The following is a 26,171-nucleotide window of genomic DNA, read 5'->3' as shown; positions in this document are numbered from 1 at the left end:
CTTGGTGGCTGGCGTTGTTATAGCGATTAACAGGTCTCACGTTCAATATTTTGAAAAGTCAGTACCACTTTACTCATTTCGAAACCTTGGTTGTTGATTCGCTCTAATAGTAATTTTGCGGCATTTTCACCTGCTTTATCAAAGGCATAATTAAACGTTGATAGGGAAGGGGTGCAAACAGAAGCAAGTTCGTCGTTACCTACACCAAGTACTTTTATCTCCTTTCCTGGTGTGATTCCATTTTCTTGAATTGCGCGTATTGCTCCTACGGCAATTCGGTCTGTCGCACAAAAAATCCCATCGGTTTCGGTGAATTTGCTTAAATATTCTTTCACTGTTTCGTAACCCGATTCGATGGAGAAGTTTCCACGAGCGTGGAAAAGTAACGAGAGCTGGTTAAATTCAAGCGCTTGAGCTAGACCCTGAGAGCGCAGCTTATCCACCGCTAAATCGTCGCCCTGAACACCAATAAAGCCAATTTTTTTACAGCCTTTTGCTGTCAGTCGGTTTCCTGCCTCATAGCCAACGCGGTAGTCATCATGAACAATACTCGGAATATTATGCATAGAACCATCTTGACCCACTAATACCACTGGTACGTTTGATATTTGAATTGCATTAACAAGGGTTTTGTCGAGATGTGTCGCGTATAAGATGATCCCTTCCACGCGTTTTTGGTTAAAGATCTGTATATATTCGAGTTCTTTTTGATGTTCTTGGTGCGTACTGGCAAGTAATACGTGCTTTCCTGCTTTATCAAGAATACTCGTTAATCCATCTACCCCTAACGCCGTAGCGTGAGAAGAGACGCGTGGAACAATAACGCCAACTAAATTAGTTTTCTGTGATTTAAGATCTTTAGCGACTTGATTGGGAATATAACCACATTCTGAAATAGCCTTTTGTACCTTGATCTTTGTCGCGCCTTTTACGCCATACTCGTCATTAATAACTCGTGACACCGTTGATTTTGATACCCCAGCAATTAGGGCGACATCGTGTAGGCTTGCCATCTGCGTTAATCCATCTCGTTATACTTTCATTAAACTGGGATTGTTTGCAATTTTTCGACTATGAATCCCTTTGTTAAAGCCGATTCTACAGTGCTTTCTGCTCATGATGGAGACTTTTAGACGATCAATTTCACACAATTTGTTGTTTCCCTTTGACGATCTAGGCTGGATCAGCAAAAATCCTTATTGCAAACGTTCCCAAAAAAAGATTCAAGTATAGTTAAACTAGATATAAAATCGGGGTCTGTAATGAATTATCCATCAATAGCAAAAGAGCTAATCACTCATTTAGGTGGCAAGAGCAATATTACCGCACTGGCGCACTGTGCGACGCGTTTGCGTTTGGCTGTAGCCGATGAGTCTTTGATTGATGAAAATGCAATCGACAACTTAGAAGGCGTGAAAGGGCAGTTTAAAATCGCAGGTCAGTATCAAGTGATTTTTGGCTCTGGCATTGTGAACCAAGTTTATGCAGAAATGGCAAAGTTAACTGGCATGAGTGAAATGTCGACCAATGATGTTGCTTCTGCGGGCGCACAAAAACAAAACATTTTACAGCGCGCAGTAAAAGGTCTTTCTGACATTTTTGTACCCATTATTCCAGCAATTGTTGCTGGTGGTTTATTAATGGGTATCTACAACCTTCTGACCGCTCAGGGCCTTTTTATTGATGGGCTCTCTTTGATTGATGCAAACCCTGGTCTAACTGACCTTGCAAGCATGATCAATACTTTTGCTAATGCGCCTTTTGTCTACTTGCCAATTTTGCTTGCGTTCTCGGCTAGCAAGAAGTTTGGGGGCAACCCATTTTTGGGCGCAGCTCTCGGCATGTTGATGGTGCACCCAGACTTACTCAATGGGTGGGGTTTTGGTGGTGCTTCAGTGTCCGGTTCGATTCCTGTGTGGAATATTATGGGCTTGGAGATCGAGAAGGTTGGTTATCAGGGCTCGGTGCTTCCTGTATTGGTTGCGGCTTTCATTCTGGCGAAAGTTGAACTTGGTTTAAGAAAAGTTATCCCGTCTGTATTAGATAACCTACTGACTCCAATGTTAGCTATTTTTATCACTGGTTTGCTGACCTTTACTATTGTTGGTCCATTTACTCGTGATATTGGTTTCTTATTGGGTGATGGTCTTAACTGGCTATATAACTCAGCTGGTTTTATCGGTGGAGCTCTATTTGGCTTTATTTATGCGCCATTTGTTATTACTGGTATGCACCACAGCTTCATTGCTATTGAAACGCAGTTACTGGCTGATATCGCCATTACAGGTGGCACATTCATTTTCCCTATTGCTGCGATGTCAAACGTCTCTCAGGGTGCAGCAGCATTAGCTGTTGGTGTAATGAGCAAAGATAAGAAGATGAAAGGCATTGCAATTCCATCAGGCATAACTGGTCTGTTAGGTATTACTGAACCCGCAATGTTTGGTGTGAACTTAAAGCTTCGCTACCCATTTATAGCCGCTATTACGGCAGCTGGTCTATCTAGTGCGTTTATCACCATGTTTAACGTTAAAGCACAAGCTCTTGGTGCTGCCGGTATACCGGGCATTATTTCAATCGCTCCAGATAAAATTGGTTACTACGTAGTAGGGATGCTTATTGCATTTGTTACAGCATTTGGCTTAACGATAGTTTTAGGATTACGTGAGCAGGCTAAGCAAAATGTAAAAGTTACCGCTTAACCTATCTTTAGTAACGACATTTATTTCTGTTGCCTCTGGAGTAAGCTGCTCCCCTTTTGCAGCTTCTCTTTTCCTAGTTTTAGGTCTGCAAGTCAAGCCGGTCGTTTGACTCGCTTTTTTAGAATCCTCCTGTTGCTGAACGGTCAAATTCAGCAACGAGCAATTATTAGTCTTTTCAATGGTGAGTATTATGAGTCGAGTATGGGTTACTGGGGATGCAGTTGTGGATCTGATCCCTGATTCAAGCAATACCTTATTGAAGTGTCCGGGTGGTGCGCCGGCTAATGTCGCGGTTGCAATTTCTCGGCTTGGCGGAAACGCAGCCTTTTTTGGTCGTATTGGTAATGATCCCTTTGGGCATTTCATGGCTATGACGCTGTCAGACGAACAGGTCGATACACATTATTTGGTTAAAGACGACAATCAGCGTACATCCACGGTATTAGTCGATTTAGATGAAGATGGTGAACGAACATTTACGTTTATGGTTAAACCAAGCGCTGACCAATTCACTCAGGTCAAAGATATACCAGAGTTTACTGCCGGGGAATGGCTGCACGTATGTTCTATTGCACTAGCTAATGAACCAAGCCGTTCTTCGACATTAACAGCACTTAAAAAAGTGAAAGCCGCAGGTGGTTACATCAGTTTCGACCCGAACTTACGTGATGAAGTTTGGAATAATCCAGCTGAGATTAAGTCTGTGGTATTGGATGCCATTCAACTTGCTGACGTTGTTAAATTTTCAGAAGAAGAATTGGCGTTTCTTACCGATACGAACAGTATTGCTGAAGGGCTAGATGTTATTGGCTCTTTTGGCAATAAGCTTGTATTGGTCACTCAAGGTGCTAAGGGCGTTCTTATCGATGTTGATGGAGTGCGAGAGCTGGTTTCGGGCACGGCCGTTAAGCCCGTAGACACAACAGGTGCTGGTGATGCGTTTGTTGGTGGATTACTGGCGAAGCTGTCTCAAACTTCAGAGTGGCAAAGCACTTCGACAATTCAAGCTGCAATCATGTGGGCAAATGCTTGTGGCGCGTTAGCCACAACTCAAAAGGGTGCGATGAGTGCACTTCCGACCGAAAAAGAACTGTCTGATTTTATTAACAACACGCCCTAGGTAAATGAATCACTCACTGTCGAAATAACGGGTTTAAGTGTATGGCTAGAGAAGCAAAGAAAAACTGGATGGTTGAACAAAGATATCGTCGTTTAGAGGACATTTCCCATACTCAAATCACTGAGATGATGGAAAAAAGAAGCCTTGATAATGGGTACCCAAGCTATCATATCGCCCCTGCTTTTGGCTTATTAAATGACCCAAATGGTTTGTGCTACTTTAATAGTGAACATCATATTTTTTATCAATGGACACCTGTTGGGCCCGTTCATGGCATGAAGTATTGGTATCATCTTTCTACCAAAGATTTTATCCATTTCACCGATCATGGTACCGCTATTCATCCAGATCAAGATTACGACTCGCATGGCGTGTACTCAGGTGGCGCGATTGTGGAGAACGATAAAGCATTGTTGTTCTTTACAGGCAATAAACGTGATGAGAATTGGAAACGCATTCCAACACAATGTTACGCAACGATGAATACAGCAGGTGAGATAGAAAAGAAAGGAATCATCATTGAAAATGACCACTACACAGAACATTTCCGAGATCCAAAAGTGTGGAAACAAGGTGATGATTACTACATGGTGGTTGGCGCTCAAACACAAGATTTAAAAGGGGCGATGATCCTTTATCATAGTCAGGATCTGTCGACGTGGGATCATAAAGGGCCAATCAAAACGACGCACAACGACTTTGGTTACATGTGGGAGTGCCCTGACTTTTTTGAGCTAGATGGAAAAGCTGTGATGCTATTTTCACCGCAAGGTGTGTCATCGTCTGATCCTTATGATTTTAAAAATGTTTTTTCCGTGACTTACTTGGTTGGTGACCGAGTGAACTTTAGCTCGATGGAGCTAGAGGGCGAGCAGAGTATTCGACAGCCTGATTATGGTTTTGATTTTTATGCCCCCCAAACATATGTTGATGATAAAGGGCGTCGTATTCTCTACGCATGGGTAGGGTTACCAGAAATCGACACCCCTTCAGTAAAGTACGAATGGGCAGGAATGCTATCACTCCCAAGAGAGCTGAGAATAGAAAATGGGTTTATGGTTCAAAAAGCGTTAGAAGAGTTAGAAGCGCTGCGTGGTGAGGCAATTGAATTTGAGGATGTTCTTCAGCTACCAAGCAATAGTTTCTATTTAACTCTTTATGTCGATACCATGAATTTTTCTATTGAGTTAGGGAACAGTGTTGGAGATAAAATTGAACTCAAAGGGACGGAAGCTGAGTTTACTCTCGACCGTTCACAGATGAGTGAAATTTATGCTGAAGAGTTCGGTTTAACTCGCAAAGCTCCAAGGTTAAGCCTAACCCAACAAATTGAAGTGTATGTTGACCAGTCGGTGATAGAGATATTTATCAATGGTGGTAAGCATACGATGACGAGTCGTTTCTTTATTGACGATTTGAGCTACCTTAAAGTATCTACATCACTTAAACCGACTTATTACCCAATGAAATCATTAAGCGGTTTTAACTTGAAATAGTTGAGTCTTCAATTAAAAAAGCACTGCAAAATAGCAGTGCTTTACTATTTCAGCTTTTGGGGTTTGCACCATAATCCGGTATAAGATATTTCGGGCGTCGTTACTGGGTAAGCGACTTAGTTTTTATCTCAGTCGATTAATTTTGGAATATCGTTAGATAAATCGATCCAAGGGTTTCCTCCGAGAGTTTTTGCTCCTTGAACGCTTGGCTCTTCATATCGCATGACAAAATGCTTAGGACCATGTGCATAAGCAACAACTAGACCGTAAGGTGCATCTAGGAAACCGCCATGTGGACCTAGCCCTGGGTAGCTAATGCGCCAAGCTTTACCGTCCGTTGGTACAAAGCCTAGCGTTAACTTACCTACTACATCATTAGGCAAAGTAAAAAACCAAGTCCAATCTCCACCAGAGACAATGGTCATTACTTCGTCAATACCTTGACCATTGTCTGCACTATTAACATGTAACTTGCCAAACTTTTCTTGCAGATACTGCATTACTTCTGGTGTCATTGCCTTCATATCGTAAACTTTCGGGTAAGGAGCAACGCCGACTTCAGATGTTGAAAGATAACCACCGCGATGCACTTCAGGTTTTCGACCTGCCTGTTCAATCTGATCTAGCAGTTCCCCGCGATGTAAGGAAAAGATTGAGATCAACTTATCAGTTTCTTGCTTGTTAATTGCTCGCTCTTTAGATACTTCAATAATTGGCTTTGCGGCGTCTGGAATCGTAATAGTGCTGACTCTGACACCAACTGAAGAGAGTACTTCATTTACATTTTCAACGCCTACTGCGTTTTCTCTTCCGTCGCTAAAGGAAAGGGTCAGTTGGCCTGAATTTGTGACACTTTTTGCAAAGCCTTGAGTAGCTGGCAGTGCAGCTATCATTCCAATTAGGGTTAATTTCATCCAATTCTTCATACTTCATTCCTCACTTAAGGTTTGGCTTTACGCCGTGTTTTCGATAGTGAGTGTAGATCTGGATGTTTCGTCGATAAACCGTAGTTAAGTGAACTTATTGATTACCATTGGTAAATAATCCTATGTTTTTTGTACCTTTTACATTCAAGTCTTTAAGGATTGTATTGATTTGGTGAACTATTAAATTACTCAACGGCGGTTTATCTACTTTCTAGAGGGCGTAATCTAGCGGCTTATACCTAATGAAACGCAGTGAATACACTGAGGAAGATGGAATCATCATGAAAGAACTTAAATATCACCTTTTATCCTTGTTAGTGACTGCGCTTGTTGCGGGATCATTCATATCTTCTGCTGAACTCTCAGGCGTGATAAATCCATTTTCACTCACGTTACTGAGGTTCTCGCTCGCTGCACTAATGATGTCTCCATTTATTTTTATACGCTTTGAACGAATAAAAATAGCGCGAAAAGTGTTTCCTAGAAGCTTAGTGATGAGTTTCTTCTTTTCTCTATTTTTTATATGTATGTTTGAAGCGCTAACGACAACAACAGCGCTGAATACTGGCACGCTTTATACATTGGTTCCGTTTCTTACCGCAATCGCTGGGGCTGCCATATTTAAACAGAAGCTCTCACCTAAGCTTTTACTCATCTACATATTAGCCGCTGTTGGCACATGCTGGGTGATTGCAAAAGGGGATTATTCTGTTTTACTTGCGTTGGATTTTAACCATGGCGATGTAATTTTTTTACTCGGCTGTGTTTCGATGGTCTGCTTTTCTCTGTCAATGAAAGTCTTGAACCGCGGTGAAGAATCATTGGTCACGGTGTTTTGTATTTTGATTGGCGGAATGGTGTGGATGACATTAGCGATGATTGTATTTCAGCAACCTTTAGGATGGGAGGCTCTTAGCTTCAATTTGGGTGCTCACATGATGTATCTCGCACTTTTCGCAACTCTTGCGTCGACATACATTATCCATAAGACAACGATAGTGTTAGGGCCAACTAAAGTCATGGCGTATATCTATTTAAGCCCTGTATTCGTCGCGTTGTTCATGTTGGTGTTCAGCGGGCAACAGATACCAATAGCCGTTTATCCTGGGATCTTATTATCGATCGCGAGCACATGTCTTCTTCAAATATTTAATAGGCAGTCGTAATCTAAGGGGTGGATTACGAAAGTTTATTCTTGAAGCACGCCAATGAACGTTTGTTTATTGGCGTATCTTTGTTTTAAGGGCGCTATTGTTAAACGAACTATTTTTAAATGCATTGATTTTGAATGCACGAGTTTCATATAGACATATTTCACACACCTAGGCACCTTCAAATATGCCTTATAGGGAGCTAGTGTTCAAAGTGTTTAACGATAAAATCAATGAAGGTGCGAACTTTCTGGGATTGCTCTTTATGATAAGGGTATACCAAATATAACGAATGATTATCGGCTTTCCACTCGGGTAATATCTCGATTAGTGTTTGGCTTTCCAATTCGTCTTTTATAAATAATTCAGGTGTTAACATAATCCCGTGACCTAAGCTTGCCGTTTGTTTCAAGGCTAAGCCATTGTTGACTACATAGGAACCTTGTGGGATCTCTATCTCTTCAATACGCTCATTATTTCTAAGTACCCATCGTCTAGCTGATGACGAAAAGCTATAGATTAAACAGTTGTGCTTAGCTAAGTCGGCCGGGTGATTAATCGATCCCGAACGAGCAAGATATTCTGGTGATGCGCAAAGTATACGCCTTAAATCCGTAAGCTTACGAGAGCGAAGACTAGAGCTCGATAGCTCACCGCCACCTCTAATTGCAATATCAATCCCTTGTTCGATGAGGTCTACAAATTGGTCGTTCATCACCAGTTCAATAGACAGTTCAGGGTGTTCTGTCATAAATTCGCAGATAATAGGATTGATCTCAACGAGACTTAGCGACATTGGCGCGCTGATCTTTAACGAGCCCTTTAAGGTATGCGAAGACTCAATTACCGATAAATCAGCATGCTGCAGGCTGTCTAGTATATTACAAACTTGATTGTAATATAGCTGACCATTCTCTGTTATATGTAGTTTTCGAGTGGTTCTGTTTATTAAAGCGCTTTGTAAATAATCTTCTAGTTCATTGATATTTTTACTTATTGCGGCTTTAGATAGATTAAGATCTTCTGCTGCATCTTTAAAACTTCCAAGTTCTATTACTCTTCTAAAAACGGTCAACGCTCTAATTTTATCCATCGATAACGGCCTGCTATTGTTTACTTATAGTGAACTATTTTGTCACTAGTATAGTGTTTATCTACTGAATCTTGTCAATTAGCATGTGTGTTATGCAATGTCATCACCCAATAATTGAGTAGGTAAAGGTATGAAAAAGATACTCGCGTTCTCTGGCAGTAACCACAGTCAATCAATTCACAGCGTATTGATTAATACGTTAGCCGCAAAAGCAATTTCAACAAAAGTTACCACGATTAATTTAATGGACTTTGAATTACCAATGTACGGTATTGATGTTGAATCTAACGGGATCCCTGAGACGCTGATTAAGCTTAAGAAAATAATGAGCGAATACGATGCGTTAATTATTGCTTCGCCTGAACACAATGGTTCTATGCCAGCTTTCTTAAAAAACGTGATTGATTGGCTTTCACGTATTGCCGAGCCGGGACAATCATTTTTTGGTTCCAATAAAACGCCAATTCTATTGGTGAGTGCATCTCCTGGTGAAAATGGTGGTGCAACGAATTTAAAAACGATGGCTGAGCTTATGCCTTGGTGGGGTGCTGATGTAAAAGGCACCTACAGTCTTGGTCATTATCACGACAAACTAATGAATGGTTCGTTTGATATTCCGACTCAAGGCCGGTTAACGACGCTAATGGCTGACTTTGAAAACTCACTGGGAGAGAAATGATATGAAAGTTGATATTGGCGCAAGATGGTAACGATGAGTCAACCGCCTCATTGGTATCAGACCGAATGCGTGAGCATGACAAAACAGCGTGGATGTTACGCTCTATGCTTTAAGTCTATCGATACCTTCACCGTGAGTAGGGTTGTACTTCGCATCTGAAATGCAGTCTCCCCCCAATTACATTTAAGGAGCTACGCATGGCAGTTTTAGACAAAGGGGTGTGGTACCCAAACAAAGAACCCCACGAACTAGCGTTTGAAGATACTTTTGATACGGTGATGGAAGTCGAACCAAATCGTTATCATTTGTACATGTCATACGCTTGTCCATTTGCTCATCGTCCATACTTGGTGATCAATTACTTAGGGTTGGAAGAGGCAATTTCAGTGTCCTCTGTTGCCGCTAAGCGGTATGACGATGGCTGGCTGTTTGACGATGAAAATCAAGACCCTATTCACGGTGCTCAAACGTTAGCAGAGCTGCACGTACATGCTAAACCTGATTACACAGGGCGTGTGACGGTGCCTCTGCTTTGGGATAAACAAAATGCCTGTATCGTAGGAAATGACTCTTTAGAGCTTGCAATGGAATTGGCGACCAAATGGCTACCATTGGCGAAAAATAAAGTGGAACTCGTACCTCGTGCTTTAAAAGATGATATTGAACAGCTAAACCCTTGGTTACATACCAATGTGAATCGCAAAGTGTACCAAGTTGGCTTTGCTACCAATCAATCAGACTACGATAAAGCGAGCGACGACTTGTTTAATGCATTAGATGTTCTAGATAGACGATTAGCACAGTCTAAGTATTTACATGGAAGTAGAGCAACGCTGTCTGATCTATTTCTTTTACCTACGTTAGTGAGGTTTGAAGCTGTCTACGAAGTCCACTTCAAAGCAAACAAAAAACCAATTAAAGAATTCGAACACTTATATCGCTATATGCTGGGTCTTGTTAGTGATAAGCGTATTCGTAGCACTATTGATATTGAATACATGAAGCTTCACTACTATTTTTCGCATAAGCACATTAACCCGTTTGGTATTGTACCTAGTGGCCCAAATATTCGTTGGTAAGTACCTGACACTGTGATTTGGAGAGATTAAGTGGTAAAAAGCAATCTTTTCCCCTTATCTAGCAATGTGATCTCTGCGAGAAGCGAATATTGCAATTCGTACCGTTTGACATGATTTTTTAATAAATTGCTCATTTATAATGGTATCAATTGTATTTTCCATCGCCTCCAAACGGCAGCCATCGGGCTGCCTTTTTTGATCGTGTTTTCTACTATTGAGCAGCAATTAGCAAGTAGACGGCAGGTTTTAACTAGTTATTGAGTCAGTACTCAATCAATATAAATATCAATCACAACATACTTCATTACTCACTTTCGTATGTTGTTATTTTAGCCTTGAAAAGGGAATGAAGATGCTTACAGGATATTGGTCTGTCGATGTATTTATACTCGCTAATGTTGCTCTATGTGTGGTGGTAATGCTGGTGTACGGTTATTACCAAATCACTGGCGGTGGAATGCTTTGCGATCATCCTGATGACAATAATCAAAGGAGTAAATCATGAACACCAAAACGTTGGGCTATTCCACGATGATAGTTTCGGCAGCCCTGATGGGGTGTGTTGGATTGTTTGCTAGAAATATTAATACTAGCGGTGATGTTATCGCATTTACCCGCATGACTGTTGGCGCGATTTGTATTTTGGGTCTGATGTTTTATCAAGGTAAAACATCGCTGATAAAAGCCACCAAAATAACATCAACGGTTATTGCGAGCGGTGCCTGTTTGGGGTTATGTCTAGCCGCTTATGTTTCTGCCACCCAATACACCACCTTAGCCAATGCGGTATTTCTTATCTACACCGGTCCGGTGTTCTCGACCATTTTAGCGGCTATTTTTCTTAAAGAAAAAATATCTAAGTTGACTGCTTCACTATTAACGGCAGTATTCATTGGGTGTTTATTTATTATCGGGATTATTAATTACAGCGCGACTGATGGATTGACCGTATCTCTGTCTTTCTCTAAAGAAAACTTTATCGGCGATATGCTTGGGCTAGCTTCAGGGGTAGGTTACGGTTTGTATTTGTTCTTCAGTCGCTATCGTACTGATGTAAGCTCAGATTCACGCTCTTTCTTCAACTTCTTGTTTGGTGCAGTGGCTATTGGGGTATGTTTTGTTGTTAAACCTCCTTCGCTTGCTGATATGAATACCAGCTCTTGGATCTGGTTAATTTCGATGGGGTTCTTCATTGGTTTTGGTGCGTTAACGTTACTGACTATTGCTGCGAAGCACTTGAAAGCAGCAGAGTTAGCGTGTGTGTCATACCTTGAAACCGTAGTGGGAGCTGGCATTGGGATTGCGATGTTTGGTGAATCACTCACATTACTTCAAAGTATCGGTGGCATCTTAGTGATAGGCGGCGGCATGGGCGAGATTGTTATTAGTATGACCAAGAAGCGCGTTGCTCTCAAAAATAGTCAACTAGAACATTAATCGGAGGCTACGATGATCACCTCATTAAACTGGGTGCTCCTATTGGTGACGGTGAGCATCATGGTAGGACTCGCGTTATACAGTAATAAAATTATGAAAACAGGTAATGGCGAAGGTGGTTTTTTATTAGCCGCCAATTGCCTTGGCCCTTTCATTGGTGCCGCAACGATTGTTGCGACAGGATTTTCAGGCTGGGGATTCATGGGATCCCCTGGTGTTGCCTATAAATACGGTGCGATTGAATTACTTGGTAACTTCTTTTTTGCACCAGCTATGGTATTTGCCGTCTTATTTTGTGCGCGTTTTTTACATCAGAAAGCAGAACAAATGGGCAGTTTCACCATTCCTGAATATATTGCCCGCAGTCACGAAGGTCCCGAAATTGTTAAGCGTTTCACTCAAGCCTTTGCAGCCATTATCACTATTATTTTATTGCTGGTTTTCTTAGTGGGGCAAATAAAGGCACTTGGGTTACTGGCTGGGCAATGGTTAGGTATCGATCAAGATACGGCTGCATTATTAATGGTTGGTATCATTATTTTGTATACCTCTATTGGTGGGTTAGCAGCTGTCGCATTTACCGATGCTTTTATGGTAATAGGAATGTGCGTATCAGCTCTTATTATCGTAGTGACTATTTTTTCTGATATGTCACCCAGTGAGCTGATTTCAGGTTTAAACGCGATTGATCCTGAGTTACTCGCGCCAACCGATTCCGGTCCTTATGGTTCCTCGGTTTGGCATGTGCTTATGGTGTTGCCTTACGCGTTTATTTATAGTGCAACATTACCTTATATGTCTGTTCGGTTTATGGCGCTGGCAAAAACCACCAAGCTACATCATGTGGCAGCTTATATGACCCCCATTGCCTGTTTACTTAGCCTAGTGCCCTTAGCGGGATTATATACACGCTTAAAAGTACCCAATCTAACAACACCTGATGAAGCGATGCCTACCTTTCTCGCCAACTTTTTATCCCCTTCAATGTCAGCCGTTGTCACCCTGTTTATTTTATTTGCTATGAAGTCGACAGCTAATTCTGTTTTGCATGCCATTGCGGGTTCTGTATCACACGACTTGCGTCAGGCTATTTGGCCTAACTGTCGGTTATCAGAAAAATCGTTATTAATATTGAATCGAAGTGCGGTGTGGTTATTAGGTGGAACGGGGTTTGTGCTTATGTTGCTTGCTCCTCCTTTTATGCTGTCTATGTTGGCAATATTGGGCTCCGGAACATTAATGGCTGCATTGGTTGCCCCTACATTGCTTGCTCATTTTGTGCCTGCCAATATATATGCAGCGTTATTTTCGATGATTATCGGATTTAGTTCAGGGTGTCTTTTATTTTTACAATTCAACTTAGGCTGGGTTGAAGCGCCAATTTATTCCTCATTATTTGCTTGTGGTACTTATTGGTTAGTCGCTAAATGTTTTAATCACCAGCCATCAACTGTTTCTTTCCCTTCTCACTAATAAAAAGAGAGTAGCAAGTTATTGCTACTCTCTTTTAAAATATTAATATCTATTAAATGAAAGTCAGTTATTAAAAGCACTTAGTACCAGTTATATCATGGTGTCTGATAGCTGTTTTTGTATTTGTCCTTCTACAGCTCGACTACTTTCAATATCTTTACGCATATCAATATGGCTCGCACGGTATTCTCGTGGCGTAACGCGCAATAGGCTTTTAAACTTAGAATTAAAGTTTGACAAAGATGAAAAGCCTACTTCAGAGCCAATATGAGCGATAGTCCAATCTGTCATGACTAAATACCTTGCCGCTTGCCTAACACGTTGTTCAATAACATATTGCCGAAAAGTAACGCCAAGATTAGCATGAAAAAACCGCGAAAAAGTACTATCAGCCATATGAAGTTGTTCTGCTACCAATGCAACAGATAATTGCTCTGCTAAATTATTCGCAATATATTCTTGTACAATATGGACGCGGCTTTCTGTGCGTTTAATATTATTTACTTCGAAACGGTTATTAGCAAGATAGCGGGCTGGTGTCATTGCTGATAATTTTTCGAGTAAACCAAGCAAATTAAGCACTTGAGAAAACTCAAAAGAATTTTCCATCTTATCTAAGATATGATGGATATCTGAAATACCCTGACCTTCGAATAGAGTACCATTGCGTGACTGCTCTAGCATGCTTTTGATGGTAAAGAATTGAACACTATCAACGAATGTTTGTCCCATTGCATTTAATCTAAAATGCAAGGTATCACAGTCAGTTGGCACCTTTTGATGCTGGTCTAGTGATAGCCTAAATGGGTTAAATGGTGCGAGTAATATCAGTTGTCCTACTCTTAACTGGAAGTGGGTATTGGCTAAATGCAGCGTACATCCCGCTGTTTTAGGGCGTATTAATATATAGTCCGCTCCAAATATCATGTGCTCAGTTTCTTCTATTTTTTGTAAGTCGAACATCTGAAATTTAGGGGTGTTGGCAATAACACGTTGACACATAAACATACCTCCCTTGTCGTATCGCATTATATTTACCCTTGAAAAAAATGAATGCCAACTAATCACTTTATAAATGTGATGTTACACAGTTATAAATAGTATCAATGCGGTGCCACTATGGAATAGGAGTAATAACTATCTTCTATTTAATAGGGGAGGTTTGTGAATAATTATGCAGCACATGAATACTCTGTGACAAATTGTATTGTTTAGGTCTTGGTGTATCCGTTATCGAAATAAATCTTTTATTGGTTATATAATAAAAACAACATCAGAGCAGGGAACAGTCAGTTGTTAGCAGTAAATGACTATTATCAGTCGATGTTTAGCGCGATATTAGTGTTATTGAAGAGCAGCGAATATAACTGCTAATCAGAATAAAGAAATGACTATTAATAATATTTATCATGGATTATGGCTGGCATATTGTTGCTTGAATATAAAGTGACAACATTAATAATATATGGAAGCACGACTTCTTGATTTATATTCATTCTATTGGAGATTTGTAATGAGTATTTCTAACGATCTATATCCTAATGCCTCTTTACCACTAGAAAGAAAAGATTCTGGTGTACCTTATGTAAGACAAGGTCTGCATGTTGAATCTTATAATGACTTCGATCCACTTCGTCACGTCATTGTTGGTATAGCGGATAATCAACATATCCCGGAAGCTTGCCCGGCAAGTAATGAAAAAATACCAGCTGGTTCTCCTATGAGAGGTGGTAAGGCAGGTCGTCGTACTCAAGAATCTATCGAACGTGCCAATGAATGCTTGAATGGTTTTGCGAAGATTTTAGAAGATCGCAATATCATTGTTGACCGCCCAGGGGCAGTAGACTGGCATGAGCGCATTACCACACCTGATTTCAGCATCAGTTCTGGTTTTGGCGTAATGCCACCACGTGACTGCCTACTTACTATGGGTAAGAGCATGCTGATGGCACCAATGAGCTTCCGTAGTCGTTACTTTGAATATTTGGCTTACGTAGATTTGATGCGTGAGTATTTTGAATCTGATCCAAATTGTATGATCGAGCAAGCACCGCGTCCACGTTTGTCTGATGATAGCTTCCGTATGGACTATGTGGCGGCTTACGAATACTTGTCTGATGCAGAAACCATGGAGCGCTCACTGCGTAAAGAGTACAGCACGAAAGAAACTGATATTCTGTTCGATGCCGCTGATGTAATGCGTTTAGGTAAAGATATTTTTGTGCAGCACGGTCTTACCACCAACTTAGCGGGTATTCGTTGGATAAAGCGTAAGTATGAATCTCAAGGTTACCGTGTTCACACGCTAAGCTTTGAAGATAACCATCCAATTCATATTGATGCGACCTTCTGTCCGTTACGTCCTGGCTTAATGTTGCTGAACCCTAATCGCCCATTATTCAAAGGACAGCGTGAAATCTTCGAGAAAAATGATTGGGAAATTGTGGAAGCGGTCAGCCCAGCGTGGGATAACCCACCACCGCTTTGCTACTCAAGCACTTGGTTGTCGATGAATACATTGATCTTAGATCATAAAACAGTCTGTGTTGAAGCATCTGAAACAGCACAAATGGAGCAATTCGATAAGCTCGGCTTTGATGTTGTACCGGTTGATTTACGTGATGCTTACGCATTTGGTGGTGGTCTACACTGTGCAACAGCCGATGTATGGCGTGAAGGTACATGTGAAGATTATTTCCCTAACCAATTCTCTGGCGCTCACAGTCTTGAGCACTGGGAATACTAGTCGTCATAACTAGATAATATAGTGGCTTCTTCGGAAGCCATTTTTTTTACCTGTTATTCGTTATATTTCGTTTTTATTCTATTTATTGAAATAATATCTGTGCTGAGTTCACACTTAATTTAATAAGTTTGATCTTCAATCAAGATTTGGATTTTACTTCACTCGACTTCATTTTTATATATGCACCAGCCCTTTGTATTCATGCAATTAAGTACTCGCTTTATCTGCTCTTCTTATTAGCGCGTTGAATAAAAACACATAAACAAGAATAAGCACTTAATTGAATAAAAGTGCGACGTTTAATAGCGTGAATATTTTCACAATATAGACATATGTATTCCTATAGTCTTCCCGATGAATTGCATTACTCATCAATGAGATACGATTATAAAAATATAAAGGAATACAGTATGAAAGGTATTGGAACTATGCGTTTGTCCTCTTTGTCGCTGGCGATATTAGCGTTAACTACGCTGGCAGGTTGTAACGATGAAACCAACATTATTGAGCAACCAAAACTGACACCAGATGTTGCGGTAGATATGAGGGGCGTTTTTTCTGGTTACCAAGAGGCGATGGATATACTCGATAATACGACGTTTGGTCAGATAACCGATCAGATGGCATCTTCGCGACAATCGGTAGATAGACTGTACCTAGATAAACTTGAAGCGCTCGATCGCAGTGCATTATCCGATGAAGATAAAATTTATTACGACACGTTCCGTTTTGACCGAAACATCGGCATTCGTGGAGCGTCGTTGCCTAATACTCGTTTCGGTAATTTCACGATTCCGATTACCCATTTTTATAACTATATCGAGTGGAATGCAGAAACGGCGGGTGCTAAGCAAAAAGATGTTGAAGCGTATAAAAGCCATGTTCAGGTCGTTCGTGAATTTACAGCTTGGGTTAACAATTTACACTCCCAATATTCAATGGGTCAGGTTGAGCATGTGCAGTTACCCAAAGTGCTGATTGAACGCCTTATTCAAAGTACAGAAGATACTGTAACTAAAGATAGTTATGCCTTACTCAAAATCGGCCTGAATGATATCAATAGTCACAGTGCGGATTATGAACCAGCCTTTATTGCTGAATACCAGCGAGCGGTGGATGATGCGACTACGGCAACAGGTAATTTGGTGGAATACCTAGATACAGGCTATATGGATGCCGCTCGTGATAGTAAGAGTGATAGTGGCTCTATAGCCGACACCAACATTGGCTGGGGCGATTTACCTAATGGGCAGGCATGGTATCAGTGGCAGCTGGATCGCAACAGTACCACGGGGAAACCAGCGATGGAGCTCAGCCAGTTGGGTGAAGATCTTGTGGCAGACGCTAAAGCCGAGATGGAGCGAGTTGCTAAACTGATTGTCGCAAAGCGCGGAAAAACTGTGACAGCCAAGTGGCGAGATACTGACGGTACTTTTCAGGATAAAACATTCACGCTAGCAGACGATAATGGCAAGATTAACCTTGCTGAATTCTTTGACTATCTGAACAGCGAAACTTTCTTCTATGGTCGAGATGACCGAACTATTACGGGTACGCCGTATGCGCAGGCTTGTACCTCGGCATCAGTACCGTCTGCCTGTGAGGCAGCATTAGTCGATTACTACAAGTTTAAAAATGATGCTAACGATGTAGTCGCTAAGTACTTTAAGCCAATTGAAACTGATTACAGCATTGTACCTATACCTGATAGTCGTGAATTGTATGACGGGGTGGCCTCTTATGGTGGTAATGAGTTTAACCTAAATACCAATCCTGACTACAGTTTGCAAAAGTGGAATGTCTCTACTTTGTTGCTGCATGAAGCAGCGCCGGGTCACCATTTTCAAAATGCGTATTCTATTGAGTATCCACCAGCCAATAAGCCGGAATATATTAAAAACGTTGGGTACACCGCCTATGCCGAAGGGTGGGCGTTATATACCGAATGGCTGGGTATGGAAATGGGTATATATGGTGAGTTGAATGAAGAGGGCAAGCCTACTTTTGTTAATGCGACCGGTATGTGTAAAGTGGATCTGAATTATGATGATTTCCAAGGCGGTATTTATCTAGATGCTGAAGAGTGTAATGCCTTACAGTATTTTGGTAGCTTGAATGAAGCCCAACTCCGAAATATGCGTTTGGCTGTAGATACCGGTATTCATGCTAAAGGGTGGAGTATTAAAGAGGCACAAGAGTATATGGGGAGTAATTCTGCGCTGGGTGCTGGTGATATCGAATCGGAAAGTTACCGTTATGCTGCGTATGTTGGTCAGGCCGTTTCGTACAAATCTGGCTATTTGGTGATCAAAGAAATGCTGGAGAAAGCAAAGTCTGAATTAGGTAACGAATTCGACTGGGCAGAGTTTCATGACCAGTTACTAAAATACGGTGATCAGCCCATGGAAGTGGTAGAGACAAGTATTGATAATTGGATCAAATCTAAAAGTTAAGCCAATACGCGGTTAATTTAAAGATGATGAAGTCGCTATGTTCTGAGAGGAACTAGCGGCTTTATTTTTTTAGTTAGTAACTATGCTTCACGCCCTTTCATATATTGTTTTGGGGGGCGTCCGAGGGTTTTCTTAAAAAACGTAATAAACGCACTAACCGATTCATACCCCAAGTGATCTGCAATCCGCTGTACTGAATCGCCTGAGGCTAGTTTTTGTAGTGCCACTACGATATGCAGTTGTCCGCGCCATTTACCAAACGTTAACCCAATTTCTTGTTTGACTAGGCGTGCCAAGGTACGTTCACTCATTGCAAATTGTGTAGCCCATTCACTGACCGTGCGTCGATCTGATGGATCAGCAAGTAACCTTAAAGCGATCGCATTCAGTCTAGGTTCTACTGGAATAGGAAAATCAAAATGCTCTGTCGGCATAGTGGCTAACTGCTCGATCAATACATTCACTAGTCGTGCCGTTTGGCTGGTGGGTAAATAATGTTGATCTTGCATCGTGAGGTGAACGATCAATTCTCGCACCAATGGTGAGATAGAAATCGTGCAGCTCTGATCGGGCATAACAATCGCATCAGGATCGATAAAAAGCATACAGACATTAGCGTCAGCCGAGATCTTGTTGCTATGTGGTACGTGGCTTGGGATCCACACTGCACAATGTTGGGGCACCATCCAAATAGCATCTGCTATTTTGCATTTCACGAAGCCTGTTAAGGGGATCACGATCTGACATTTTCGGTGCTGATGAAACGGTGTTTCGGCTTCTTTTTCACCTCCGGTAAGTTGCAAAGCAACAACTTTTTGAGGGTACTCGTCAGAGTCGAATTCGGGAAAGTAAGGCTGAAAAGGTAACATATAATGACTGTTTATAGATATATGTTGTCAATATAGCCCAATACGGTAAAGAAAATGAAGAGTAATCTAGTGCTATTGTGAATAACAGGAGCATTCTTATGCCACAACCGCTTTTATCTTCAACGCCTCCAATATTACCAACGTCCCCAAAATCCTCGACATCTTTTCTACTTATTGTGGGCATTTTACTGATATCACTTAACTTACGCAGCCCTATTACGGGTGTTGGTCCTTTGCTGGACGTGATTCGCGAACAGTTACATTTATCTGCGATGCAAGCAGGTATGTTAACCACCTTGCCATTATTAGCGTTTGCTTTCTTCTCGCCTATTGCGTCAATTTTGGGGCGCTCTCGTGGGCTTGAGCACTCATTGATGGTTGCACTGGTACTAATGCTGACGGGCATTATTGTAAGGTCGTTGGGCTCTGCCAGTTGGCTGTTTATCGGCACTGTGATTATCGGTGCCGGTATTGCGATTTCGAATGTATTGCTGCCCAGCTTGTTGAAGCGTGATTTCCCCAATAAGGTGGCGACGATTACAGCAGTGTATGTATTGATGATGGGGGTTGGCTCAACGTTAAGTGCGAGTTTGGCTATTCCTATAATGAATATGGCAGATGCGTTATCTATCACTGCCATCCCTGATTGGTCACTTTCTTTGGTGGGAATTGTTATTTTTCCCGTTATTGCGATTGGGCTTTGGCTTCCACAGTTAAAAAAACACAGCGCCCCAACAGCAGATACGGCAGAGATTGATAGTCATAGCTACCTTTGGCGTTCAACCAGTGCTTGGCATATTACTATTTTCTTAGCGTTGAACTCGCTGCTGATGTATATCTTTATCAGTTGGCTACCCGTTATTTTGGTCGATCTTGGCTATAGCCATCAAGAAGCCGGATTTATTCATGGCATGCTGCAATTAGCAACGGCTGTACCTGCGATTATTTTGATCCCTTTGATGGCTAAGATTCACGATAAACGTGTGTTGACAGTATGCATGACCTTACTGGTTTTCATCGGCATTGTTGGATTGATCACTATGCCTTCACTAGCCATGCTTTGGGTAATGGTATTTGGTGTAGGGACGGGTGGTGGTTTTATTCTTGCGCTCGCATTCGTGAGTCTTCGTACGCAAAACGCACATCAAGCGGCAGCACTATCAGGTATGGCACAATGCTGTGGTTATCTGTTGGCGGCGTCAGGGCCTATTGCGATGGGGGCGTTACATGAATCAGTAGGGAATTGGGTTTTACCGTTGAGTATCTGTGCTGGGCTCAGTGTGGTGTGGAGTTTTTTTGCATTGTTAGCTGCGAAAGGTAGTTCTATTTCTTCTCCTGTAAAAACCTCGACCGTGTACCTAAAAACGAAAGAGTGTTGAAAGAAGAAAGCAAACGGAGAAGCGCTATACTGAAAGGGTGACACTGCTTTTATATGGTTGCTGCTATCTGCATATTTAGCCGTGAAATATTCCATCTGTAATCTGTTTGTCGGATTCATTGCAGCAGTGCAGGGGGATATTATTGCTGAATATGTGCAATAATTTGTCAAACCTTAGATCTCTGTCACTCTATTCAACTTAAATATTGATAAAACGCATAGTCCTGTAGGAACTAAATGCATAATGTCTGTGATGTTCCGTATTATTCTAGTTAAAGGCCACAAATATGTCTGATGTACCAGTGTCTGTTACAAATACTGCCGAGGTGATTCAACCAGTTGTTGAGTCGTCAGGTTCTATCTGGGGTTATGTAGCGGGTGGTGTTGCCTTACTCATTCTTGCAGGTTTCGTCGCTTATAAGAAACTTAACACGCCTGCATTTATTATCAATCGAGTAAGAAAGAGAAACCAGAAAGAGATGCAGAAACAGGGTGTAGAAAACTCTGATTTCATGATTGATTTGGACAAGCTGTTCGATTCAATTCTTAAGTATGCTAATGAGAATAAAAAAACAGGCGGCGATGTCATTAAAATTATCGCACCACTTAATGACACAGCACGCATTAAGACTCCGCGTGATATGTATCAATCAATGATTTATATTGCGAATGATATCCATGATGTCGCATTGGCGCGTGAATTGAAGAATAAATCTAAGCAAGTGAAAGCAAGTTCATCATTAATGAATGGCTTGTTGAAGCGTGCTGGTGTGTAAGCTTAAACACTGAGTATTTTAGTGATTTAAAATAAGCGGCGTTGTCTACCAATTTATGGGTTGATAGGTAACGCCGCTTTTTATTACCCTATAAAGAAGCGTTGCTGGTTAGCATGAATTGCTGATCGCTGCTGACTATAATGTCATTCTTTAAGAAATTCTTACCCAGTATCATGCTGTATTTAAAGCGGCTACGATCTCGAAGGTTTACTGCAATTTCTTTTTCAACACTCCCAACTTTGACCAGCATACTTACGACAGGTCGTACGTTAGACTTCTCGCCCACTCGGCCTTTAATTCGCATTTCATCTATAACTTCTTCAGTTAGCGTTTTCATTACGTTACTTGCATTAGTGTAAGTAAATGACACCCATTTTTTGCCATCTTTAACGAATGGTTTAATATCTGTGGCATGCATTGAGCTTACGTCGGCACCGGTATCAAGCTTTACTGGGAAAGATAAGCCAGCAATTTGAGCTTGTTCAATATAGCCAGCTTTCAATGCTGCATGGCTATGAATTAAATGAGTTGTACGTGTATTGATCAGTAACGATCCATGTACCAGATTTGGCGTTATTTCAAAACGAGATGGGTCATTATCATTGGCTGACATCGCTTTTAAAGCTATATTTTTGATCAGCAATGAAGACGGTAAGGTGATCTCTGAAACAGCGATAGGGCGAACATCATCTCCCACTTTAATTTTTCGCTTGATCGGTTTTTCGAATGTATGGACGTTATTGTTAATATCCGTTAACTCGTAGCTGACCATGCGGCCTGTGTCTTTTTTGTCTTCATAAATGTGAGAGACTTTAAGCAACGGTGTTTTGATTATCGCAGAGGGCTTGGCATTTACTGTAATACCGTCAATGGTAATTTGTTCTTTAGGGCTCATTATAAATGAGGTTTTATCGCCGGAAACAGAGCTGAATAGTGCAATAGGGCGCTCTGTAATATAAGTGCTGCCTAAATCGACGATAAAGTTCTGATTAAGCGCTTCAGTCCCTAAACGTAGCTGGCTGCTATTTTTAGATCTGTCGCGTAAGTAAACCAGTATTGGTTTATTGAATGCTTTGTTATCGCTTACTGAGCCGAGTTGTACTGGTACATAAACAAGCGGTCGCTGGGCATTACTAAATTTAAGCATTTTAACTAAAGGGACAGTCATCTTTTGATGCTGTTTATTATCACCTTCGAGCGTAAAGCTTACTTGTTTGGCTTTTTCATCCACTTTGATATTAAGTGCATGCAAAATACTATATCGGTTAGTGAAGGATAAGCTGGTCTCTATAGGGATATCATTGATGTATGCGTGTTCTTTACGACCGATGACGAGTGCCGTGTCTTGTTCTTGTAAGTAGTCATACCCCGCATTAACCCACGCCGTATTCCGTAAGAAAGTTTTACCGATGAGTATGGGATATGAAAAGCGTGTGCGGTCAGTTAGGTTGACCTCAGTAAGAACCGTTTTTCCAGCAATCTGTAAACTCAATTCTACAACAGGGCGAGCAAGGTGACCTTCACCGCGGCTTTTTATCATCGCTAGGCGAAATAGCGGTAAGGTAACAGCGATGGTGTCGCCACTATAAGGATGAATAAGATCGAAGCTTACCATAATATCGGATTTATCTTCGCGATCTCGTAGCTTAGTGCTGGTTAGTGCATCGAATTCAACGGCTATCGCATCCAGTAATGCTTTACCTTCTAAACCGCTAAATAGCGGGTTGGTTGCTGTTATTTTGATGTTTTCGGCGTGAATAGAGGTTGAATCCGCCCCTGTATCAATTTTGGCTGGAATACCAATATCGTTCAGGGCGGCAATATCGGGCAAGTAGACTTTTTCTGTTCGACCAAGTACGACTTTGTCATCAATCATAGTGAGCTCTTTTTGTCTTATTTCTTGTGGTAGCTCTTGAGCAATGCTCGGTGATATTGATATGACAGATAAGCACAAAGCTGTGATTAATCGGAGAAATGCCATTATTATCCTATACGATGTAATTAAGGGTATTTTTGTCGGCATTATACGGATTATTAATAGATCTGGTGGCAGGTATTGGCTCGAATTCAGTTACGGTTCAGAATTTGCTCACTGAATATGATGGGGGGTGTTATTCACTCTGTAGATATTAACGTTTGCATTGAATATGAATAATAACCTTGGTATTTCGGCTTTCAATATATTTATAATTCAACCTGACAAAAATGTAATTTTCGCGACAGCTAGCTGTCAATTTACTTGGTTATTCTTGTTGGTAATAAATAACAAGAAAGGAAAGTAAAGATGAAAAAAACATTATTGGCAGTTACTGGTTTAGTATTAATGAGTACGCAAGTGATGGCTGGTTCCGCTGAATCCATGGATAAAACCTATATGAGATCAGCCGCAAACTATACCGTGCAAACTGGGACTACCACCTTATTATCTGATGTAACTGCAACACGTAGTTCAGCATATCAGCAAGGTTATGATATTTTAAATAACCTGCATGGAAAGTCGTCATCAGAGTTAAGACCTATTCTTAATGTTTCTTCGCGTGATTTAGATGCTAAATCTATTATGGTTGAAGATAAAGAAGTGACAGTAAAAGAGTTTGCTAAGCAACCCAATGTGATTGAATATCAAGCTTTGGTAACGGTGAAGTATCACTATCGTATCCATGACTCGAATAACTAAAGTGACTCGGTATGGCAGAGGGAGGTATGGTTAGCCTCCCTGTTTTTTTTATATTCAACCATACTTAATGGGGAGGCTGACCGTAAAGGTTGTCTCTCTATTTTTTGAATATAACGTTATTTTGCCTCCCATCGCCTTGATAATCGTTTGGCATATATTGAGCCCCACACCTATATTGACCTCTGTAGAATTCATATTACTTGAGGCAGGACTACGATATTGATGTTGATAAATAAGATGCTGTTCATTGATGTTGATTGATTTGCCTTGATTCGTCACTGAAAAAGTGACGAGTTCTTCATTTGGTATGATTACGATAGTAATTTCACTATCAGGATCTGCATGACGAGTTGCATTCGAGAGTAAGTTTCCAATAATACGGCGTAGATGGGCACTGTCATGATGAACGATACAATCACCGATAACGGTGAATTTTACGTCTTTCTCTTCCGCTAAAAGTTGATAGTATTCGATTACTTTTTCGGCTAGGGATTTGAGCTCAATGATCTCTACCTTAAACGGTAACTGGTTGTTTTGCGCTTGTGTGAGCAACAGTATATCGGTAACAGTTTTAGATAAGAATTCCAGCTCTTCAAGGTTAGAACGAAGGGCATCTTGATACGTTTTTTTATCGCGTTCATTTTGCAGTAGTACTTGGTTTTGTAAAATGATAGCAGAAAGTGGTGTACGTAATTCGTGGGCGAGGTGGGAACTAAAAAATGACAATTGGGAAAAAGAACTTTCAATCCGAGCGATCATTTCATTAAAGGCATGGACCAAAGGTGCGAGCTCTTGATGTGCAGCTTGATCGTTTAGACGAGTTGATAATGATGAGGCATTAATTTGAGTGAGTGTTATTCCTAGGTTTCTTAATGGTTTTAGTGCTCGCCATGCGATGTAGTATCCACCAATACTTAAGCTGATTGCAGTAACCATAAAAATTGAAAAAAGTAAGGTATACATCTTATTTAAAAACTGTTGATGTACCTCTTTATTCATAACCACTGAAATAAAAATGGGGGACGAGGTATTACTTCCTCCTGATATTCTTATCCCTCGGTACTGATTTTCATTCTGGCTCCAATTGTTGATGATATTTAGTTTCCATTGTGCAGGAGAGAGTAATAGATGTGATCGCTCATCTTTAAATAATAACTCATCCTTCTTATTGTAGATAAAAAGACTTATATTTTGTTCATTTTTAATAATAGTATTAAGCGTTGAGTAGGAATTGCTAAGCGTCTGTTCTTTAATTAAATCTTGTGCAGTATTTGCAATAGCCTGCAACTTTTCTTTATCCAAGGCATTAAAATGAGTATAGAGAGAGGCACTAATGATGCAAGCGATAATAGTGACTGTAAACAGTAAGCTTAAGCCAAACCAGGCAGCAATATTTACGGTTAGTGATGAAGGTTTATTCACTCTCGGCTCTCCATCACATATCCCATACCTCGTAAGGTATGAATGAGTTTGAATTCAAACGGATCATCTACTTTTTTGCGCAGCCTGCGAATCGCAACTTCAATAACATTAGTATCGCTGTCAAAATTCATATCCCATACTTTACTGGCAATAAATGCCTTAGATAGCACTTCTTTTTCTCGCGAAACCAAAAGTTCGAGTAATAAAAATTCTTTAGCTGTTAGATCTATATGTTGGTCATTGCGTGTAACACGTCGGCGAATAAGGTCGATGTGTAAATCTGCAATGGTGAGTGTTGTTTCTATTGCAACATTTTCATTTTTTCGAACTTGGTTCTGTATACGGGCAATAAGCTCTATAAATGCAAAGGGCTTAACTAGATAATCATCTGCGCCTAACTGTAAGCCTTTTACCCGATCCTCAACACTGTCTCGTGCTGTCAGCATAATTATTGGACGTGTTGGATAGTATGTTTTTATTTTGGTTAATATCTCCCAACCATCAAGATCCGGCAACATGACATCAAGAAGGATTAAATCATATTCAGGCGACATGGCTTGATGTAATCCATCCAAACCATTATTTACCCAATCGGTGGTGAAGCTACTTTCATTTAATCCGAGTTGGAGATATTTACCTAGTTTGGTTTCATCTTCAATAATGAGTATTTTCATAAAATCGATAACTATTCAGG

General features: G+C 40.9%; 22 protein-coding genes. 14 read left to right on the top strand and 8 right to left on the bottom strand.

Features of this window, described 5'->3' with window-relative positions:
* Window positions 1-26: 26 nt before the first annotated feature.
* Window positions 27-1,013 (bottom strand): LacI family DNA-binding transcriptional regulator, encoded by a 987-nt coding sequence (locus C9J47_RS09105; RefSeq protein ID WP_107253227.1) that lies wholly within the window; start codon window positions 1,011-1,013, stop codon window positions 27-29.
* A gap of 249 nt (window positions 1,014-1,262) precedes the next feature.
* On the opposite strand from C9J47_RS09105, the gene C9J47_RS09100 reads away from it, so the two are divergent.
* From C9J47_RS09100 to C9J47_RS09090, 3 genes are all read left to right on the top strand, one after another.
* The gene (locus C9J47_RS09100; RefSeq protein WP_107253226.1) at window positions 1,263-2,702 is read left to right on the top strand and encodes a sucrose-specific PTS transporter subunit IIBC; all 1,440 of its coding nucleotides are present in this window, start codon (window positions 1,263-1,265) and stop codon (window positions 2,700-2,702) included.
* A 190-nt stretch (window positions 2,703-2,892) separates the two neighbouring features.
* Entirely contained in the window at window positions 2,893-3,822 is a 930-nt protein-coding gene (locus C9J47_RS09095) for an aminoimidazole riboside kinase (protein WP_107253225.1), read from the top strand.
* Window positions 3,823-3,863: 41 nt separating this feature from the next.
* Complete coding sequence (locus C9J47_RS09090) at window positions 3,864-5,318, top strand: sucrose-6-phosphate hydrolase (RefSeq protein WP_107253224.1); 1,455 nt, start codon at window positions 3,864-3,866, stop codon at window positions 5,316-5,318.
* Between the two features lie 128 nt (window positions 5,319-5,446).
* Here the strand turns inward: C9J47_RS09090 and C9J47_RS09085 are convergent, their stop codons facing one another.
* The gene (locus C9J47_RS09085) at window positions 5,447-6,244 is read right to left on the bottom strand and encodes a hypothetical protein (protein WP_107253223.1); all 798 of its coding nucleotides are present in this window, start codon (window positions 6,242-6,244) and stop codon (window positions 5,447-5,449) included.
* A gap of 281 nt (window positions 6,245-6,525) precedes the next feature.
* Here C9J47_RS09085 and C9J47_RS09080 point away from each other — a divergent pair, with 281 nt between their 5' ends.
* Window positions 6,526-7,410 (top strand): DMT family transporter, encoded by an 885-nt coding sequence (locus tag C9J47_RS09080; protein ID WP_107253222.1) that lies wholly within the window; start codon window positions 6,526-6,528, stop codon window positions 7,408-7,410.
* 187 nt (window positions 7,411-7,597) lie between these two features.
* Here C9J47_RS09080 and C9J47_RS09075 read toward each other — a convergent pair whose 3' ends face one another.
* The gene (locus C9J47_RS09075; protein ID WP_107253221.1) at window positions 7,598-8,488 is read right to left on the bottom strand and encodes a LysR family transcriptional regulator; all 891 of its coding nucleotides are present in this window, start codon (window positions 8,486-8,488) and stop codon (window positions 7,598-7,600) included.
* A gap of 130 nt (window positions 8,489-8,618) precedes the next feature.
* On the opposite strand from C9J47_RS09075, the gene C9J47_RS09070 reads away from it, so the two are divergent.
* From C9J47_RS09070 to C9J47_RS09050, 5 genes are all read left to right on the top strand, one after another.
* Window positions 8,619-9,167, top strand: coding sequence for an NADPH-dependent FMN reductase (locus C9J47_RS09070; protein WP_107253220.1), 549 nt, complete (start codon window positions 8,619-8,621; stop codon window positions 9,165-9,167).
* A 197-nt stretch (window positions 9,168-9,364) separates the two neighbouring features.
* On the top strand, window positions 9,365-10,246 hold the full coding sequence (locus C9J47_RS09060) for a glutathione S-transferase C-terminal domain-containing protein (protein ID WP_107241067.1): 882 nt from the start codon (window positions 9,365-9,367) through the stop codon (window positions 10,244-10,246).
* A 352-nt stretch (window positions 10,247-10,598) separates the two neighbouring features.
* Entirely contained in the window at window positions 10,599-10,751 is a 153-nt protein-coding gene (locus C9J47_RS27050; RefSeq protein ID WP_006231049.1) for a hypothetical protein, read from the top strand.
* Window positions 10,748-11,683: a DMT family transporter gene (locus C9J47_RS09055; RefSeq protein ID WP_107253219.1), complete on the top strand. Its 936-nt coding sequence runs from the start codon at window positions 10,748-10,750 to the stop codon at window positions 11,681-11,683. The genes C9J47_RS27050 and C9J47_RS09055 overlap by 4 nt, the downstream gene beginning before the upstream one ends.
* 12 nt (window positions 11,684-11,695) lie before the next feature.
* Window positions 11,696-13,156 (top strand): sodium:solute symporter family protein, encoded by a 1,461-nt coding sequence (locus C9J47_RS09050; protein ID WP_107253218.1) that lies wholly within the window; start codon window positions 11,696-11,698, stop codon window positions 13,154-13,156.
* Window positions 13,157-13,246: 90 nt separating this feature from the next.
* Here C9J47_RS09050 and C9J47_RS09045 read toward each other — a convergent pair whose 3' ends face one another.
* Window positions 13,247-14,158 carry a helix-turn-helix domain-containing protein gene (locus tag C9J47_RS09045; RefSeq protein ID WP_107253217.1) on the bottom strand — a complete coding sequence of 304 codons (912 nt, stop codon included), beginning with the start codon at window positions 14,156-14,158 and terminating at the stop codon, window positions 13,247-13,249.
* A gap of 511 nt (window positions 14,159-14,669) precedes the next feature.
* Between C9J47_RS09045 and C9J47_RS09040 the strand changes: the two genes are divergently transcribed.
* Window positions 14,670-15,902, top strand: coding sequence for a serine/threonine protein kinase (locus C9J47_RS09040; RefSeq protein ID WP_107253216.1), 1,233 nt, complete (start codon window positions 14,670-14,672; stop codon window positions 15,900-15,902).
* Between the two features lie 410 nt (window positions 15,903-16,312).
* The gene (locus tag C9J47_RS09035) at window positions 16,313-18,355 is read left to right on the top strand and encodes a DUF885 domain-containing protein (protein WP_107253215.1); all 2,043 of its coding nucleotides are present in this window, start codon (window positions 16,313-16,315) and stop codon (window positions 18,353-18,355) included.
* Between the two features lie 80 nt (window positions 18,356-18,435).
* Here the strand turns inward: C9J47_RS09035 and C9J47_RS09030 are convergent, their stop codons facing one another.
* Window positions 18,436-19,224, bottom strand: coding sequence for an AraC family transcriptional regulator (locus C9J47_RS09030; protein WP_107253214.1), 789 nt, complete (start codon window positions 19,222-19,224; stop codon window positions 18,436-18,438).
* A gap of 98 nt (window positions 19,225-19,322) precedes the next feature.
* On the opposite strand from C9J47_RS09030, the gene C9J47_RS09025 reads away from it, so the two are divergent.
* Together C9J47_RS09025 and C9J47_RS09020 are read left to right on the top strand one after the other, a co-directional pair.
* Window positions 19,323-20,603 (top strand): MFS transporter, encoded by a 1,281-nt coding sequence (locus C9J47_RS09025; RefSeq protein WP_107253213.1) that lies wholly within the window; start codon window positions 19,323-19,325, stop codon window positions 20,601-20,603.
* Between the two features lie 286 nt (window positions 20,604-20,889).
* Window positions 20,890-21,378, top strand: coding sequence for a hypothetical protein (locus C9J47_RS09020; RefSeq protein ID WP_107253212.1), 489 nt, complete (start codon window positions 20,890-20,892; stop codon window positions 21,376-21,378).
* An 88-nt stretch (window positions 21,379-21,466) separates the two neighbouring features.
* Here C9J47_RS09020 and C9J47_RS09015 read toward each other — a convergent pair whose 3' ends face one another.
* Window positions 21,467-23,359 carry an ATP-dependent zinc protease family protein gene (locus C9J47_RS09015; RefSeq protein WP_107253211.1) on the bottom strand — a complete coding sequence of 631 codons (1,893 nt, stop codon included), beginning with the start codon at window positions 23,357-23,359 and terminating at the stop codon, window positions 21,467-21,469.
* Window positions 23,360-23,662: 303 nt separating this feature from the next.
* Here C9J47_RS09015 and C9J47_RS09010 point away from each other — a divergent pair, with 303 nt between their 5' ends.
* Complete coding sequence (locus C9J47_RS09010) at window positions 23,663-24,055, top strand: DUF3316 domain-containing protein (RefSeq protein WP_107253210.1); 393 nt, start codon at window positions 23,663-23,665, stop codon at window positions 24,053-24,055.
* A gap of 54 nt (window positions 24,056-24,109) precedes the next feature.
* Here the strand turns inward: C9J47_RS09010 and C9J47_RS09005 are convergent, their stop codons facing one another.
* Window positions 24,110-25,477, bottom strand: coding sequence for a heavy metal sensor histidine kinase (locus C9J47_RS09005; RefSeq protein WP_107253209.1), 1,368 nt, complete (start codon window positions 25,475-25,477; stop codon window positions 24,110-24,112).
* Complete coding sequence (locus tag C9J47_RS09000; protein ID WP_107253208.1) at window positions 25,474-26,151, bottom strand: heavy metal response regulator transcription factor; 678 nt, start codon at window positions 26,149-26,151, stop codon at window positions 25,474-25,476. Before C9J47_RS09000 ends, C9J47_RS09005 begins: the two co-directional genes overlap by 4 nt.
* Window positions 26,152-26,171 lie beyond the last annotated feature (20 nt).

Source organism: Photobacterium indicum, assembly GCF_003026215.1.
Taxonomy (GTDB): domain Bacteria; phylum Pseudomonadota; class Gammaproteobacteria; order Enterobacterales; family Vibrionaceae; genus Photobacterium; species Photobacterium indicum.
Note: the sequence above shows the minus strand (reverse complement) of the source record. Positions and strands in the feature narration are given on the sequence as shown.